The sequence below is a fragment of the Pseudomonas sp. LS.1a genome, from assembly GCF_022533585.1.
GTDB lineage: Bacteria > Pseudomonadota > Gammaproteobacteria > Pseudomonadales > Pseudomonadaceae > Aquipseudomonas.
In genome coordinates this window covers 3,033,164-3,048,931 of record NZ_CP092827.1, presented here as the reverse complement: position 1 = coordinate 3,048,931, position 15,768 = coordinate 3,033,164, and the positions used below count along the sequence as shown (strand labels likewise).

Here is a 15,768-nt window from a genome sequence, read left to right as displayed (position 1 = left end):
TTAAAACTTTGGAAAGTTGAACGTCGGGAGTGAGGGCATAGAGGGAAGTTCAGGCACAGTAGGCCATCCAGGCAGATTGAGGTCTCCTGGCTGAAGTTTTTGCAGTGCCCAGCGCTTGGCCTCGTTATAGAGAGTGTCTGCCACCTCGCTAGCAATATTGGTGATTTGTTTCTCTGCGTATTTTTGCAAGTCCTTGGTACTAATCTGCATGGCCTGCTGGCCCAAATATTCAATTTGGTCCACGGCATACCGAAGGCCCGCTTTAACCGAGTTTTTTATTCCATAGCGGACATCAAGCTCGTTAAGCCCAACGCCAACTGCGAATACAACGGCAGCCCCCAGGATGACGGGTGCGGCGGCGAAAGTGGCCATTGAGCCAATGGCCAGCCCGAAAGCATACCCGATCGCCGAAGCTATACCGGCTTTGATCAGCTCAACGCCAATACCGCCAAACAGGTCGCTCATCACATGCTCGTCGGCAAATACCCATTCTGCGACTTCGATGGCTACCGCCACATAACACGAAAGCTTGAAGCCTTTGATCGACGAACCGCGCACACCGTATTTGCCGATGCCCATGCTGACCAGCTTGGCGTTCTGGATGCCATAACGGGGAGCATTTAGCGTCTTGCGCAGGCCTGGGTAGCCGGTGAGGATCACGTACTGCTTGCCGTTGCGTATGGTGTAGCGCACCTTTGTGCCCAGCCCGTTCATGTCGCGAATGAAACCGGCAGTATTTTTCATGTCCCATGCGGCCATGGCCGTGGGCACGCCCCAGGTCGTATTGACGAAGGTGTGGGGCAGGCCGTTGTAGGTGGATTTCACGCTCTGCCAGGTGCCGGTCAGCATGTCGCCCTGGGTGCGTGTGCACACTTGTGGAGCCTGCGTTGCACCGTGAGTTCTCTGGGCGAACTGGGCTTGTGCCTGAAAGTCCTCGATCGACATGATCACCATCTCCCGGTGATTCTGGTCCATCTCCCGGTCCAGTTGGCTGAGTTGGTTTTCACTCACGCTCATGGCGATTCTTCTCCCTGAAATTCGCAGTGTATTGCCTCTCGGCTGAGCGCAAGGAGCGTACACCCCCGATGACCGACTGATCAAACCGATGGACACAATACGATGCAATTAACCAAAAAACCGCCTGCTGCTCTACAGTCCGCGATACTGCTTCCCGTAGAAGCATTTTGACGTCAGCTTGATGGAATCTGGCGTATCGCCATCATTTGACAGCCTCTTTTAAGCGCGTTTTCATTGCAAGATTTCCAGCTTGATGCAGGATGCATTGACATGATTACGGACGCCCTCGAATCGATCCTCACGCAGCATCAACGTCTGTTTACCTTCGACTCGCCGCTGCCGCCCGAACAAGAACTGCAACTGCTGAGCTTCAGCGGCCGCGAGGGGATTTCGGAGCTGTTCAGTTTCGAGGTGCAGCTTATCTCCCAGGATGCGCGCATCGAGCTCAAGAAGCTCATCGGCAAGAAAGTGACGGTAGGGATCGCCCTGGCTGATGGCAGCACACGCTACATCAGCGCGCACGTGTCGGACTTCGTCCATGCTGGTGCCGACGGCGGCATTGCCAATTACACTGCCGAACTCGTGCCGTGGATATGGATCCTCAGCCGTCGCCGCGATTCGCGGATATTCCAGGACAAGACCACCGAGCAGATCGTCAAGGACGTCTTTGCGTACTACCTGACCCTGGCCGATTACGAGTTTCGTCTGAGCCAACCGCTCAAACCGATCAGCTACTGCACCCAGTACCAGGAGTCGGACCTGAACTTCGTGTTGCGCCTGCTCGAGCAAGAAGGGCTGTTTTTCACCTTCGAGCACTCCCAGGAAGGCCATCGCATGATCATCAGCGATGACAGCAGCATGCTTCCGCAGCTGGAGCGCCAACCGCTGATTCGTTACCACAGTGCTTCAGTCACCGAAACCGCAGACTCGATCACCAAATGGTCTTCGGCGCGGCGGATGCAACCAACGCGCCTGGCCTTGAAATCCTTCGACTACAAGCAACCGGGCAACCCACACCTGGTGCAGTTGAATTCCGTCAACCAGCAGGGCGAGGTCGGCCAGTATGAAGTCTTCGAATACGAAGGTCTCTACGGCTACGCCGATGCCGATGAAGGCGTGCGCAAGGCGCGGCGTCGGCTGGAGGCGATGGAAGTGGACGGCAAGACCTTCCATGGCGAGAGCAACTGTCGCGTCATGGAGCCTGGCTACTACTTTGAATTGAGTCAGCATTACGATCACGACAATGACGCCCCGGATGACCGACAGTTTCTGCTGCTTTCGGTTACCCACTGGGGGCAGAACAACTACACCAACGACGGTGAGGCGGGCTACCGCAACAGCTTCAGCTGCATTCGCCGGAAAATTCCGTTCCGCCCTGCATTGAACACGCCTAGGGCGGGCATCAGCGGGCCGCAGACTGCCATCATCGTCGGCCCCCCCGGCGAAGAGATCTACACCGATGAACTGGGCCGGGTGAAGTTACAGTTCCACTGGGACCGCAACGGCGAGTTCAACGACCAGAGCTCCTGCTGGGTACGCGTCGCCCAAGCTGGTGCCAGCGGTGGCTTCGGCAGCATCCAGATCCCACGCGTGGGCGACGAAGTGGTGGTGGTGTTCCTCGATGGCAACCCCGACCGCCCGCTGATCATGGGCAGCCTGTACAACAGCACCAACACCCCGCCATGGTCGCTGCCGGCGAACAAGACCCAGAGTGGTTTCCTGACCCGGTCGATGAAGGGCGACGGCGGTACCGCCAACTTCTTCCGCTTCGAGGACAAGGCTGGCGCCGAGCAGATCATCATGCATGCCGAGCGCAACATGGATACCGAGATCGAGTTGGATGAGACCCATGATGTGGGGAACAACCGCACGATTACGGTGGGCGGCACGCACACCGAAACGGTCAAGAAAGACACCATGGTGCAAGTGACCGAAGGTTCCTACACCCTGCAGGTCGACAACCAGTTCATACAGGTGGCTGCCAAGCAGCACATCATCCTGCAGGTGGGCGACAGCAGCATCACGCTGACCCCGGAAGGCATCGAGATCAAAGGCAAGGTCATCGTGACCACCAGCACCGACACCACCCAGATCACTGGCGCTGCAGTGCGGATCAACGACTGAGGCAAGGTTCATGTACAAGCCCTCGATCTACGACCGCATCTCTGCCAGGCGCGAAGCGCAAGAGGAGGCTGCGCGGCTGGCCAGGTTGGCGGAAGCCGCTCATGTGCCTGAGCCTGTGCCCGAGCCGGAACCGGTGCCAGCCGCGTTGCAGGATGTGGGCAGCGGTTTCACCTTCGCAGGTTTCACTCTGCAGTTTCCGATCGGCTTTCGCTTTCGCGACATCCAGACCACCATCGAGCATGAAGGCGAGCCGATCAGCCTCAGCATCCGCCGCCGTGATGTACGCGCCAGGCAGCCGCTGGAGCAATTGTTCGAGGGCGCGATCCAGGCCTTGCGCGAATTGAACCCGCAACTGCGCGTGATTCGTCAACGTGATTCCCACCTGGCTGGTAACCCGGCCAAGGTCCTGGATTTCCACTTCAATGCTGGCCACGAGCCCCGGCACGGTCGCCTGGTCGGCGCGCTGGTGCCCATCGCCGGCAGCGAGTCGCTGCAATGGCTGGATATTTCCAGCGTGATCGACCCGAGCAAGCCGGGCCTGAGCCAGTGGCTGGCCGAGTTCGACCGCATGCTCGATGGCTTCGCGCAGGGCTGAACCCCGATTTTTTCGCTATCAGGAATTTTCATCGCATGGATTACGAGTTGCAGGAAGGCGGCATCGCGCTGCCGGCAGGTTTCGAGGACCGCACGGTCAACATGTTCGTCTTGGGTGCCAGTGTTCCAGCACCGTTGAGCATCACCATCTCGCGTGACACCTTGCTGCCGGACGAAGCGCTGCAGGCCTATGTCGATCGCCAGGTGAAGATGCTCACCTCCAAGCTGCGTGGTTACACCCGCATGGGCAACAAGGCCGTCTCGCTCTCGGCTACCGCACCCATTGCCGGCATCCAGATCGACGCCTACTACATGAACCAGGGCCGCCCGCTGTATCAGCGCCAGGCCGCCTTCATCATCAGCCCCGGGCGTGCCCTGATCTTTTCCACCACCGCACAGGCCGATTTCAGTGCACAGCAGAACCAGGACTGGGCCAATCTGCTGGCCAGCTTCACCCCGCGTGCGCCGTCCGTAACCAGCGCCGAGCCTGGCGAACAGGAGTAACCCCTCATGTTCGAAGCGGCCAGGTTCGGCGACGAGATATCGCATACCAGCGCGCTGGGGGGCTTCCTGATCGGGGCCGCCCTGGGCATTGCGCTGGTGGCCACGGTGGCCATCGCCACCTTCACCTGCGGGTTCGGCGTGGCCTTGCTGGCCGGCCTCGCAGCCGGTATCGGGGGCAGCTTGCTGACCGCCGCCGGAGAGGCGATAGGCAGTATGTTCTCGTCCCCCTCAGGGACGATAACCACTGCCTCACCCAACGTGTTCATCAACAGCCGCAAGGCCGCTCGCGTCGAAAAAAGCATCGGTGCCTGCGACAAGCACCCGGGGCCGGTGCAGATTGCCGAAGGCTCGACCAACGTCTTCATCAACAGCGTCGCGGCTGCTCGCAAGGGCGACAAGCTGACCTGCGGCGCGACCATTTCCGGTGGCTCGGACAACGTCATCATCGGCGGTGGCACCTACCGTTACCTGCCCGTGGACGATGAAGTGCCAGAGTGGCTGCGCACCACCGTGGATGTGCTGATGGCTATCGCCGGTGCCGCGGGTGGTATCGCGCAGTTGATCAAGGCCGGTACGCAAGCCGGCATGAAAGCCATAATGCCTTGCGCCCTGAAGTTCACCGCCGGCTTCGTCGCCGGCGAGGTGGCCAGCCGCTACGTGGTCGAACCCGTCGCCCGCAGGGCCATCGGCGGCCTGGTCGGCAACCCGGTCGACCTCACCACCGGCCGCAAACTGATCCCCGACGAAATCGACTTCAGCCTGCCTGGCCTGATGCCGATCGAGTGGTCGCGCTTCTACGCCAGCGACCTGACTGTCGATAGCGTGCTCGGTCGCGGCTGGGTGCTGCCCTGGGAGCAGAGCCTGCGCCGCCAGGGCTCGTTCATCTACCTTACCGACAACCAGGGCCGCGAAGTGCCGTTCGTGACCCTGCAACCGGGCCAGCGCATCTACAACCCGCACGAGCAGGTGTACCTGGTGTGCACCGAGGGTGGCCACTACATCCTGCAAACCCTCGACAACCTGTTCTTCTACTTCGGCGAAGTGCCAGACACCAACAGCGAAGTGCCGCTGCAACGTATCGAAAACGCCCTCGGCCACTTCCTGCATTTCACCCGTACGCCAGACGGCACGCTGACCGACATCAGCGCCACCGGCGGAACCCGCGTGCACCTGCACTACGACAACCCGCTCGGTCGCCTGACCGACATCAAGCGCGTGGTGAACAACCAGGCGGTGGAAACGCTCACCCAGTACCGCTACGACGAACACGGCCAGCTGAGCGCGGTGATCAACCGCAACGGCGACACGGTGCGCAGCTTCAGCTACGCCGAAGGCCTGATGGTAACCCACAGCAACGCGCTGGGCCTGGGCTGCCACTACCGTTGGGAAACCCTCGGCGACAAGCCGCGCGTGGTCGAACACTGGACCAGCGATGGCGAACACTACCACTTCCGCTACGACCTAGACGCCCGCACCAGCTGGGCCACCGACGTGCTCGGCCGCGAGCTGGAAGTGCAGTACAACGCCGATCATCGCGTGCTCGCCAGCCGTGACTACGGTGGCGAACGCTACGCCATCGCGCTGGACGAGCAGGGCAACATGGTTGGCCTGGACTTGCCGGACGGCAACCGGCTCGCCTTCAAGTACGATGAATACGCCCGCCTGCTGGAAGAAACCGACCCGCTGGGCCGCAAGACCACCTACGAATATCACCACCTGACCACGCTGGTGACCCAGGTCAGCTATCCGGACGGCAGCACCTGGCGAGCGCGCTACGACGACAAGGGCAACCTGCTCGCCGAATTCGATGCACTGGGCCAGATGACCGAGTACCTGAACAGCGATGACGGCCTGCCGCATACCATCATCGATGCAACTTACAAGTCCAAGTACCTGTGGTGGAATACCCTGGCCCAGGTCGAGCGTTATCAGGACTGCTCGGGCAAGAGCACCTGGTACCGCTACGACGAGCGTCAGCACCTCGTCGCGGTGACCGATGCGCTGAACCAGACGACCACGCTGGAGCGCAAGCCGGACGGTGAAGTGCTGCGCATCAGCCACCCGGACGGTACTGCGGAAACCTTCACCTACAACGTCTACGGCCAGGTAATCAGCCACACCGACGGCAAGGGCCAGACCACCCGTTTGATGCGTACGGCCCGTGGCCTGCCGAGCAGCCGCCAGGATGCCAAGGGCCAGCGGGTACGCTACGAGTACGACAAGGCCATTCGCCTGACCGCGCTGGTCAACGAGAACAACGCCACGTACAGCTTTGCCTACGACGCTTCGGACCGGCTGACTGAAGAAGTGCGGGTGGATAACCTGACCCGGCGTTTCAGCTACAACGTCGGTGGCCATCTGACCCGACTGGATGAGATTGGCTACGGTGAAAACGCCGAACGCCCGGAACGTCATACGCTGTTCGAGCGCGATGCCATTGGCCGGCTGGTCGCCAAGATCAACCGCGATGCGAGCCAGACCTTCGCGTACGACGACGGCGACCGGCTGCTGAGCATTGAGCGGCAGCCGACCGGGATCGGCAAGCAGCTTGGGATCAGCGAAGAAAAGCTGGAGTACGCCTACGATCTGCTGGGCCGGCTGACCAAAGAAGTCACCCCTGACGGCACGCTCGGCTACGAGTACGACCCGCTCGGCAACCTGACCACCCTGACCCTGCCGGACGGTCGCAAGGTCAACCACCTGTACTATGGCAGTGGGCACCTGCACCAGTTGAACCTGGATGGCCAGGTTATCAGCGATATGGAGCGTGATGACCTGCACCGCGAGGTGTACCGGACCCAGGGCAAGCTCACCAGCTGCTTTGGCTATGACGCCATGGGGCGCAAGGCCTGGCAGTTTGCCTCGAACTTGCCGGCCGACAAGCTCTCGCAGGTGCACAACACCGGTATCAATACCTCGTTGCTGGTGGAGCATGCGTACAACCCGATCCACCGTCGCTATCAGTACGACCCGGCGGGTGAACTGGTGCGCACGCTGGACAAGCTGCGGGGCGAGATCAAGTACGAGTACGAAGCTAACGGCCAGTTGCGCAGCCGCGATACCGGCTCACTGGTGGGTAGCGAGGAATTCCGCTACGACGCGGCAGCCAACCGGCTGGACTTCAACGCGCGGCAGTTCGACAAGGTCAAGGACAACCGGATCAAACAGTGGCGGGATCAGGAGTACCGCTACGACCCGTGGGGCAACCTGATCGAGAAGCGCTCGGGGCACAGCAAGCTGCAGAGCTTTAGCTATGACTGCGAGAACCGGCTGGTGCGGGCGGAGACATTGGTCAATGGCAAGCTGGAGAGTACTGGGCACTACCGTTACGACAGCCTGGGGCGGCGAATAGCCAAGCAGGCGGAAATCAACGGCGAAGTCGAACAGAAGCGCTTCCTCTGGCAAGGCTTGCGGATGCTGCGGGAGGAGACGCCGGGGCAGAGCATCCTGTACCTGTATGAGCCGGGCAGCTATGCGCCGTTGGCGAGGGTTGATGAGGCAGAAGGGGAAGAGCAGCAGGTTTACTACTTCCATACTGACCAGATTGGCACGCCGCTGGAGCTGACGGACAGTGATGGCAAGATCGTTTGGCAGGCGACTTATCGTTCGTGGGGCGAGCTAGAAAAGCTTACGGTTAAAGAGATTGAGCAGGATCTTAGGTCTCAAGGGCAGTACTTTGATTCCGAAAGTTACTTGCATTACAATACTTTTCGTTACTACGATGCCCAAGTGGGAAGATTTACAACTCAAGATCCGATTGGTCTAAATGGTGGGCTTAATTTCTATGGTTTTGCCCCCAATCCCAATTCCTGGGTGGATCCGCTTGGTTGGGCCTGCTGGGCTCCCAAAAGTGTAGCGGGGCGGAAGGTCTATCAGCGTAACGATATATTTGATCCACACCGGGTGGATGACTTGGGGCGGACTAATATACAAAGGATGAAAACAGGTGATGCACCTATTGGTAAGGATGGAAAAGAGGTGAACCTTCACCATCTTACCCAGGACGAACCAGGACCTATGGCTGAAGTTCTAAGTAGTTTTCACTCGAAGCATGATAGAGTGCTGCACATGTATTCTAACCAGTGGGATAAAAGCTGGGTCGGTAACGATGGGGTGAGGCGCCTTTATAATAGTGCGCCGCCAAGTATGAATCGCGGTCCATTTAATACTTGGAAGAAAACCTACTGGAAGATCCGGGCTTTGGATTTTTGAGGGCTTAAAATGACTTATATAGATATTTTGGAATCTGAAATAAATGCGAGCGGTGAAAACCCTGCCTTCGCTGGAGGAGCTGCTGACAATGTAATAGGTGACTTTGAAAAAGATCTTGGTGTTGACTTCCCTCCGTCATATAAGCTGTTTTTAAAAAAATATGGCGCTCTATCATTTGCTGGCGACACTTACTATGGCATCACCAAGAGTGGCGTGGATGCGACATCGGTTCCTAGTGTGGCCTTTGCTACAAAAAGTGCCCGTGCCGATGGAGATGCTGACGATTCTATGATTGTGGTGAAAGCATCTGGCTATGGTCCAATCTACTCTATAGACACCTCGATTATCGGAGCCACTGGTGAGCCTGTTATTGTGGAGACCGAGCTTTCGTTTAAGCGAACCAAGGATAAAAATATAATTTACCAAAGCTTTGAAGAGTTCCTTGTTGATATGGTGCGGCAGGCCATTAGAGAGCTTTAATTTTTGTTAGGTTGCGGAGTTTAACTTTGCACAAGATTTTTTGCTCTTCGTGTGATTTTTTTGGGAGCAATTAGAACCTCTATTTTTTTATGTAGTTAAGAACGAGGTTGTGAGTCATGTAGGGACGGTATGACTATGACCCATCCAACCGCCTGAGCGAACAAGTGCGGGTCGACAACCTGACCCGGCGCTTTGGCTATGACGCTAGCGGCCATCTGGTGCGCATGGACGAGATTGGCTATGGCGAAAATGCCAAGTGGCCGGAGCGGTATACGCTGTTCGAGCGCGATGCCATTGGCCGGTTGGTCGCCAAGATCAACCGCGATGCGAGCCAGACCTTCGCGTACGACGACGGCGACCGGCTGCTGAGCATTGAGCGGCAGCCGACCGGGATCGGCAAGCAGCTTGGGATCAGCGAAGAAAAGCTGGAGTACGCCTACGATCTGCTGGGCCGGCTGACCAAAGAAGTCACCCCTGACGGCACGCTCGGCTACGAGTACGACCCGCTCGGCAACCTGACCACCCTGACCCTGCCGGACGGTCGCAAGGTCAACCACCTGTACTATGGCAGTGGGCACCTGCACCAGTTGAACCTGGATGGCCAGGTTATCAGCGATATGGAGCGTGATGACCTGCACCGCGAGGTGTACCGGACCCAGGGCAAGCTCACCAGCTGCTTTGGCTATGACGCCATGGGGCGCAAGGCCTGGCAGTTTGCCTCGAACTTGCCGGCCGACAAGCTCTCGCAGGTGCACAACACCGGTATCAATACCTCGTTGCTGGTGGAGCATGCGTACAACCCGATCCACCGTCGCTATCAGTACGACCCGGCGGGTGAACTGGTGCGCACGCTGGACAAGCTGCGGGGCGAGATCAAGTACGAGTACGAAGCTAACGGCCAGTTGCGCAGCCGCGATACCGGCTCACTGGTGGGTAGCGAGGAATTCCGCTACGACGCGGCAGCCAACCGGCTGGACTTCAACGCGCGGCAGTTCGACAAGGTCAAGGACAACCGGATCAAACAGTGGCGGGATCAGGAGTACCGCTACGATCCGTGGGGCAACCTGATCGAGAAGCGCTCGGGGCATAGCAAGCTGCAGAGCTTTGCCTATGACTGCGAGAACCGGCTGGTGCGGGCTGAAACGGTGGTCAATGGCAAGCTGGAGAGTACCGGGCAATACCGGTACGACAGTCTTGGACGGCGGGTGGCTAAACAGGCAGAGATCAACGGCCAGGTTGAACAGAAGCGCTTCCTGTGGCAAGGCTTGAGGATGCTGCGAGAAGAGACGCCTGGGCAGAGCATCTTGTATGTGTACGAGCCGGGTGGCTATGCGCCGTTAGCGAGGGTAGATCAGGCGGAAGGGGAAGGGCAGAAGCTTTATTACTTCCATACCGACCAAATTGGTACGCCGCTGGAATTGACCGATAGCGACGGGCAGATCGTTTGGCAAGCGACTTTTCGCTCATGGGGCGAGATAGAGCAGCTGACGGTCAACAAGGTCATGCAGAACATACGTTTCCAGGGGCAGTATCTAGATTGTGAAACGGAGCTGCATTACAACACCTTTAGGTATTTCGATCCGGAAGTTGGTAGGTTTATCACTCAGGATCCAATTGGTTTGTCTGGTGGGAGAAACTTATATAGCTACGCTCCGAATTCTATTGGCTGGATAGACCCCTTGGGCTGGTGCTCAAAAGCGCTGGGGAAAAATCTGGAAAGTAGCGGTGTGGCGCGACCTCAAAACACCGCGGCCCACCATATTGTCGGAGATAGCGCAAAACTCGCCGCCCCTGCTAGGGCAATTTTGAATAAGCATGGAATTGACGTTGACGGCGCGGCTAACGGGGTTTTCTTGCCAAATAGATTTAACACTGATATCAGTGTGCCAGGGATACTGCACAACGGGAAGCATCCTAATAGTTACTTTGAATCTGTCAATAAAATTATAGCAAATGCCGATGCCGCAGGTGGTAAGGATGCAGTGCTCAAAGCGATAGGAAATATCCGGCAAAAATTATTGAATGCTCCTAGAGAGTCCAGCTGGAAAGACATTTTTGGATGATTATGAAATATTATTATATAACTCAGAGCGATGAATTTAAAACACTTGTCGGTAAGGGAGACGAACTGGCCTTGTATGATGCCGCACAGCAGTATGCCTTTGGTAAAGATTCCAGTGCTGTGTTTTCCAGGCAGTATGAGTTAGAGTTTAACTCTGACGACAAGAGAAAAAAGGATGGCTCTGATGTGTTTACTTTCTTCAGTCCCGTGCTTGTTTTGACGTCCAAGGCTAAAAGCCTTCTTCAATCTATAGCTTCTGACTCTTTTGTGGATGTAGATGTTCTATCCCCAAACCCAGATCATTTAGGTGTAGTGGTTGATGCGAAAATTGATGGCGCACTTAATAAAGAACTGTCGGAATTTGATGAGTACCCTAACGGCCTGGTTGTTTACAAGCTAGTATTGAATCATCAGGCAGTACAGGGGTTCGACGTTTTTCGCGTAGCTGAAAACCCACTTTCTATTTATGTGTCTGATAGGTTTTTAGAGGCGGCAAAGCGGATAGGCTTGAAAGGTTTGGATTTCAAGGAAGTTGAAGCAGTTTGATTCACGCCGTGAAGGCGATTGTGTATCCAAATGCTCCTTAAAAACCCAGAGTGTCAAGGACTGAGGCGTAAACCTCAGTCCTATTGACGAAGTACAAGACATTAACGCTGAGATACCGCTGCACCGCGACGAGAATGCCCTTGGCCCGACCGACATCAAGCGCGTGGTAAGTACCGCTACGAAGAGCACGGCTAGCTGACGACGGTAATCAACCGCTACGGCACGCACCGTGCGCAACTTCAGCTACGCCGAAGGCCTGATGGTCACTCACAGCAAAGCCCTGGGCCTGGGCTGCCACTACCGCTGGGAAACCCAGGGTGGCAAACCACGGGTGGTCGAGCACTGGACTAGCGATGGCGAGCACTACCATTTCCGCTACGACCTCGACGCCCGCACCAGCTGGGCCACCGACGTGCTCGGCCGCGAGCTGGAAGTGCAGTACAACGCCGACCACCGCGTGCTCGCCAGCCGTGACTACGGTGGCGAACGCTACGCCATCGAGCTGGACGAGCAGGGCAACATGGTTGGCCTGGATTTGCCGGACGGCAACCGGCTCGCCTTCAAGTACGATGAATACGCCCGCCTGCTGGAAGAAACCGACCCGCTGGGCCGCAAGACCACCTACGAATATCACCACCTGACCACGCTGGTGACCCAGGTCAGCTATCCGGACGGCAGCACCTGGCGAGCGCGCTACGACGACAAGGGCAACCTGCTCGCCGAATTCGATGCACTGGGCCAGATGACCGAGTACCTGAACAGCGATGACGGCCTGCCGCATACCATCATCGATGCAACTTACAAGTCCAAGTACCTGTGGTGGAATACCCTGGCCCAGGTCGAGCGTTATCAGGACTGCTCGGGCAAGAGCACCTGGTACCGCTACGACGAGCGTCAGCACCTCGTCGCGGTGACCGATGCGCTGAACCAGACCACTGAATCGCCCCTAGCTTCCTAGACACTCTCCAAGCTCAGAAAATAGCGTTTCTCATACTCTACTGGAGACAGCTGCATTGCACTGCTGTGTCGACGTTTTGCGTTATAGAACATCTCGATGTAATCGAAAATATCACTTCGGGCTTCGTCACGCGTTGCGTAGATCTTTCGTCGGATTCGCTCCCGCTTCAAAAGCTGGAAAAAACTCTCGGCTACGGCATTGTCGTGGCAGTTTCCCCGTCGGCTCATGCTGCTGATCACATTGTTGGCCTTAAGGAAGCTTTGCCATTCTGAGCTACTGAACTGACTGCCTTGGTCTGAGTGAATCATCACTTGCTGCTGTGGCTTGCGTCGCCAAACGGCCATCAACATGGCGTCGATAGCAAGGTCGCTGCACATCCTTGGTTTCATTGACCAACCAATTACTTGGCGTGAGAAGAGATCCAGCACTACTGCCAGATAAAGCCATCCTTCATAGGTGCGGATGTAAGTGATATCTGTCACCCAGACCTTGTTCGGCTCGCTGACCTTGAACTGTCGGGCAAGGTGGTTGGGAGATGCCACTGTTGGCTTTCCGCCATAAAACCCAGGACGACGGCGATAGCCCGTTTGCGAACGCAACCCCTCTGCCTGCATCAAACGACCGACTCGATTTCGCCCGCATGTCTCTCCCAGCTCACGCAGGTCATCATGAATTTTGCGGTAGCCGTACACACCTCCGCTTTCGAGCCAAGCATGTTTGATCAAGCCAAGCAGACGATGATCTTCTTTTGCTCGGGCAGATTGAGGCTCGGCCAGCCAGGCGTAGTAGCCGCTGGGATGCACCTTGAGGGTTTGGCAAAGACGCCGCACTGGGTAATCGGTCGAGTGCTTTTTGATGAAGGCGTACTTCAGCCGCACTCCTTGGCAAAGTACGCGGCGGCCTTCTTTAAGATGTCTCGCTCTTCCGTCACGCGCTTGAGTTCAGCGCGCAGCTTGCGCAGTTCGGCTTGCTGGTCATCGTCTTGCTGACGCTGCTCTTGGGGTTTGCTGTAGAGCTTGATCCAGGCGTAGAGGCTGTGAACGGACATGCCCAAGCGCTGGGCAACGTCGGCGACAGGCTTGCCTTTCTCGGTCACTTGCTTGACCGCTTCGATCTTGAATTCTTCAGGGTAACGCTGACGACTCATGGCACCTCCTATTTGGGCCTCATTATGAGGCTTGGAGGTGTCTACGGAACCAGGGGCGATTCAAACTGATCTACGTTGAATTATTGATAATCTTATGCCATTGGCCGGCTGATGGCCAAGGTCAACCGCGATGCCCGACAGGATTTCGAATACGACGATGCCGATCGGCTGCTGTGCATTCAACGCCAGCCGAGCAGTGCGGGCGACATGGAGCGTGACGACCTACACCGTGAGGTGTACCGGACCCAGGGCAAGCTCACCAGCTGCTTTGGCTATGACGCGATGGGGCGCAAGGCCTGGCAGTTTGCCTCGAACTTGCCGGCCGACAAGCTCTCGCAGGTGCACAACACCGGTATCAATACCTCGTTGCTGGTGGAGCATGCGTATAACCCGATTCACCGCCGTTACCAGTACGACCCGGCAGGTGAACTGGTGCGCACGCTGGACAAGCTGCGGGGTGAGATCAAATACGAGTACGAAGCCAACGGGCAGTTGCGCAGCCGCGATACCGGCTCGCTGGTGGGCAGCGAGGAGTTCCGCTACGACGCGGCGGCCAACCGGCTGGACTTCAATGCGCGGCAGTTCGACAAGGTCAAGGACAACCGGATCAAATAGTGGCGGGATCAGGAGTACCGCTACGATCCGTGGGGCAACCTGATCGAGAAGCGCTCGGGGCACAGCAAGCTGCAGAGCTTTAGCTATGACTGCGAGAACCGGCTGGTGCGGGCGGAGACGCTGGTCAATGGCAAGCTGGAGAGTACCGGGCACTACCGTTACGACAGCCTGGGGCGACGGGTTGCCAAGCAGGCGGAAATCAACGGCGAAGTCGAGCAGAAGCGCTTCCTCTGGCAAGGCTTGCGGATGCTGCGGGAGGAGACGCCGGGGCAGAGCATCCTGTACCTGTATGAGCCGGGTAGCTATGCGCCGCTGGCGCGGGTTGATCAGGCGGAAGGGGAGGAGCAGAAGGTCTATTACTTCCATACTGACCAGATTGGTACGCCGCTTGAGTTGACGGACAGTGATGGCGAGATCGTTTGGCAGGCGACGTATTGTTCTTGGGGTGCAATAGATAGTCTGCCGGTCAAGGATGTCGAGCAAAACCTGCGGTTCCAAGGTCAGTATTTTGATTGCGAATCGAGCCTGAATTACAATACTTTTCGGTTCTACGATCCAGAAATTGGGCGATTTGTCACTCAGGATCCAATAGGTGTCAGAGGCGGTGCTAATTTATATGTTTATGTGCCGGCGCCGACTACTTGGGTTGACCCTTTGGGTTGGGTGCCTTGGGAGAAAAACGGGTTTGATAGCTGGTTTAATAGCGCCTCAGTTCAAGATATTGTTGATAATAAAAAAGCTGTAGAAGCCGCCCTTAGAAATCCGGGAGGTAAACATGAGATGTTCCCTGCCTCTATAGCGTCGAAGGCAAAAGAACTTGGCTTTACCGCTCAAGAGCTTAAAGAAATGACAGTGCCAACCAAAGATATTACTTTTGTGGGTGTGACAGACAAACATGGTAATCCTGTGCCGGACGGTCCGCACCATGGTAGTGGGGCTGGAAGGCTGTTCCATAATAATTTAATTAAAGACCTGAATGGCGCGCAAAGCAAAGCTCAAGCGCTTAGCGTGATCGATTCACATCACAGCAAACACATGAAGCTAGGAGCATGCTAGATGGACTCTTATGATATTGATCGGTATGAAAAAGTTCATGTTTGGGTAGGTACAAATTTCTCTTCGGAGGATGAGTATCTAAAGTATTTTGAATTAGACTATTCTGTGGATTTGGATGATCCAGCATATAAGGTTTGTGGGTTTTGCAAAGATATTGGTGTGAGATGGTATGACGAGGATTTCATAGGAATTATACCAAGAAAAGCGGAGGAGGTGAATTTAGAGGAGATCTTGCTTGAATCTGCGGTTGATTCCAGTTGCATTGAGGATCTAAAGGCGGAGTGTTTGAGACTTGGAATTACTAAGGCTAATGCAATTTTCTGGTACTCTGATGGTGGCACGGTAATTTCCAAGCCGCTAAAGTCGAATTATAATGGGTTGAAGTATGTTGGGTTATATGAGGGCGAATAAGCTCGACGAAGGTCCAGAGGAACCTGGAATTGGCGCTCTGCG

At 56.5% G+C, this 15,768-nt stretch carries 9 protein-coding genes and 3 pseudogenes; 10 read left to right on the top strand and 2 right to left on the bottom strand.

The genetic code is table 11. The features are described from left to right. Positions 1–1,017 carry a hypothetical protein gene (locus tag MKK04_RS14090; RefSeq protein ID WP_087501629.1) on the bottom strand — a complete coding sequence of 339 codons (1,017 nt, stop codon included), beginning with the start codon at positions 1,015–1,017 and terminating at the stop codon, positions 1–3. A gap of 270 nt (positions 1,018–1,287) precedes the next feature. On the opposite strand from MKK04_RS14090, the gene tssI reads away from it, so the two are divergent. From tssI to MKK04_RS14050, 8 genes and pseudogenes are all read left to right on the top strand, one after another. After that, positions 1,288–3,141 (top strand): type VI secretion system Vgr family protein, encoded by a 1,854-nt coding sequence (gene tssI, locus MKK04_RS14085; RefSeq protein ID WP_233694841.1) that lies wholly within the window; start codon positions 1,288–1,290, stop codon positions 3,139–3,141. 10 nt (positions 3,142–3,151) lie between these two features. Further along, on the top strand, positions 3,152–3,736 hold the full coding sequence (locus MKK04_RS14080) for a hypothetical protein (protein WP_207832673.1): 585 nt from the start codon (positions 3,152–3,154) through the stop codon (positions 3,734–3,736). A 35-nt stretch (positions 3,737–3,771) separates the two neighbouring features. Further along, on the top strand, positions 3,772–4,239 hold the full coding sequence (locus tag MKK04_RS14075; protein ID WP_241105585.1) for a DcrB-related protein: 468 nt from the start codon (positions 3,772–3,774) through the stop codon (positions 4,237–4,239). 6 nt (positions 4,240–4,245) lie between these two features. Next, positions 4,246–8,451, top strand: a complete 4,206-nt coding sequence (locus MKK04_RS14070; RefSeq protein ID WP_241105584.1) for an HNH/ENDO VII family nuclease — start codon at positions 4,246–4,248, stop codon at positions 8,449–8,451. A 9-nt stretch (positions 8,452–8,460) separates the two neighbouring features. Then, positions 8,461–8,931 (top strand): SMI1/KNR4 family protein, encoded by a 471-nt coding sequence (locus MKK04_RS14065; RefSeq protein ID WP_233694967.1) that lies wholly within the window; start codon positions 8,461–8,463, stop codon positions 8,929–8,931. A gap of 128 nt (positions 8,932–9,059) precedes the next feature. Next, positions 9,060–10,994, top strand: a pseudogene (locus tag MKK04_RS14060) (RHS repeat-associated core domain-containing protein); the annotation flags it as partial. Next, the gene (locus tag MKK04_RS14055) at positions 10,991–11,539 is read left to right on the top strand and encodes an imm11 family protein (RefSeq protein ID WP_087503438.1); all 549 of its coding nucleotides are present in this window, start codon (positions 10,991–10,993) and stop codon (positions 11,537–11,539) included. The pseudogene MKK04_RS14060 and the gene MKK04_RS14055, both read left to right, overlap by 4 nt. Positions 11,540–11,678: 139 nt before the next feature. Next, positions 11,679–12,476, top strand: a pseudogene (locus MKK04_RS14050) (type IV secretion protein Rhs); the annotation flags it as partial. A 17-nt stretch (positions 12,477–12,493) separates the two neighbouring features. Here the strand turns inward: MKK04_RS14050 and MKK04_RS14045 are convergent. Continuing rightward, positions 12,494–13,644, bottom strand: a protein-coding gene (locus MKK04_RS14045) for an IS3 family transposase (RefSeq protein ID WP_241105549.1) whose coding sequence is annotated in 2 segments (ribosomal slippage) — positions 12,494–13,401 and positions 13,401–13,644 — 1,152 coding nt in all. Because the reading frame shifts where the segments join, the coding sequence is not laid out codon by codon here. A 96-nt stretch (positions 13,645–13,740) separates the two neighbouring features. Between MKK04_RS14045 and MKK04_RS14040 the strand changes: the two are divergent. Both MKK04_RS14040 and MKK04_RS14035 read left to right on the top strand, forming a co-directional pair. Further along, positions 13,741–15,315, top strand: a pseudogene (locus tag MKK04_RS14040) (RHS repeat domain-containing protein); the annotation flags it as partial. After that, positions 15,316–15,726 (top strand): immunity 22 family protein, encoded by a 411-nt coding sequence (locus tag MKK04_RS14035; RefSeq protein WP_182330193.1) that lies wholly within the window; start codon positions 15,316–15,318, stop codon positions 15,724–15,726. The last annotated feature ends 42 nt before the right edge of the window (positions 15,727–15,768 follow it).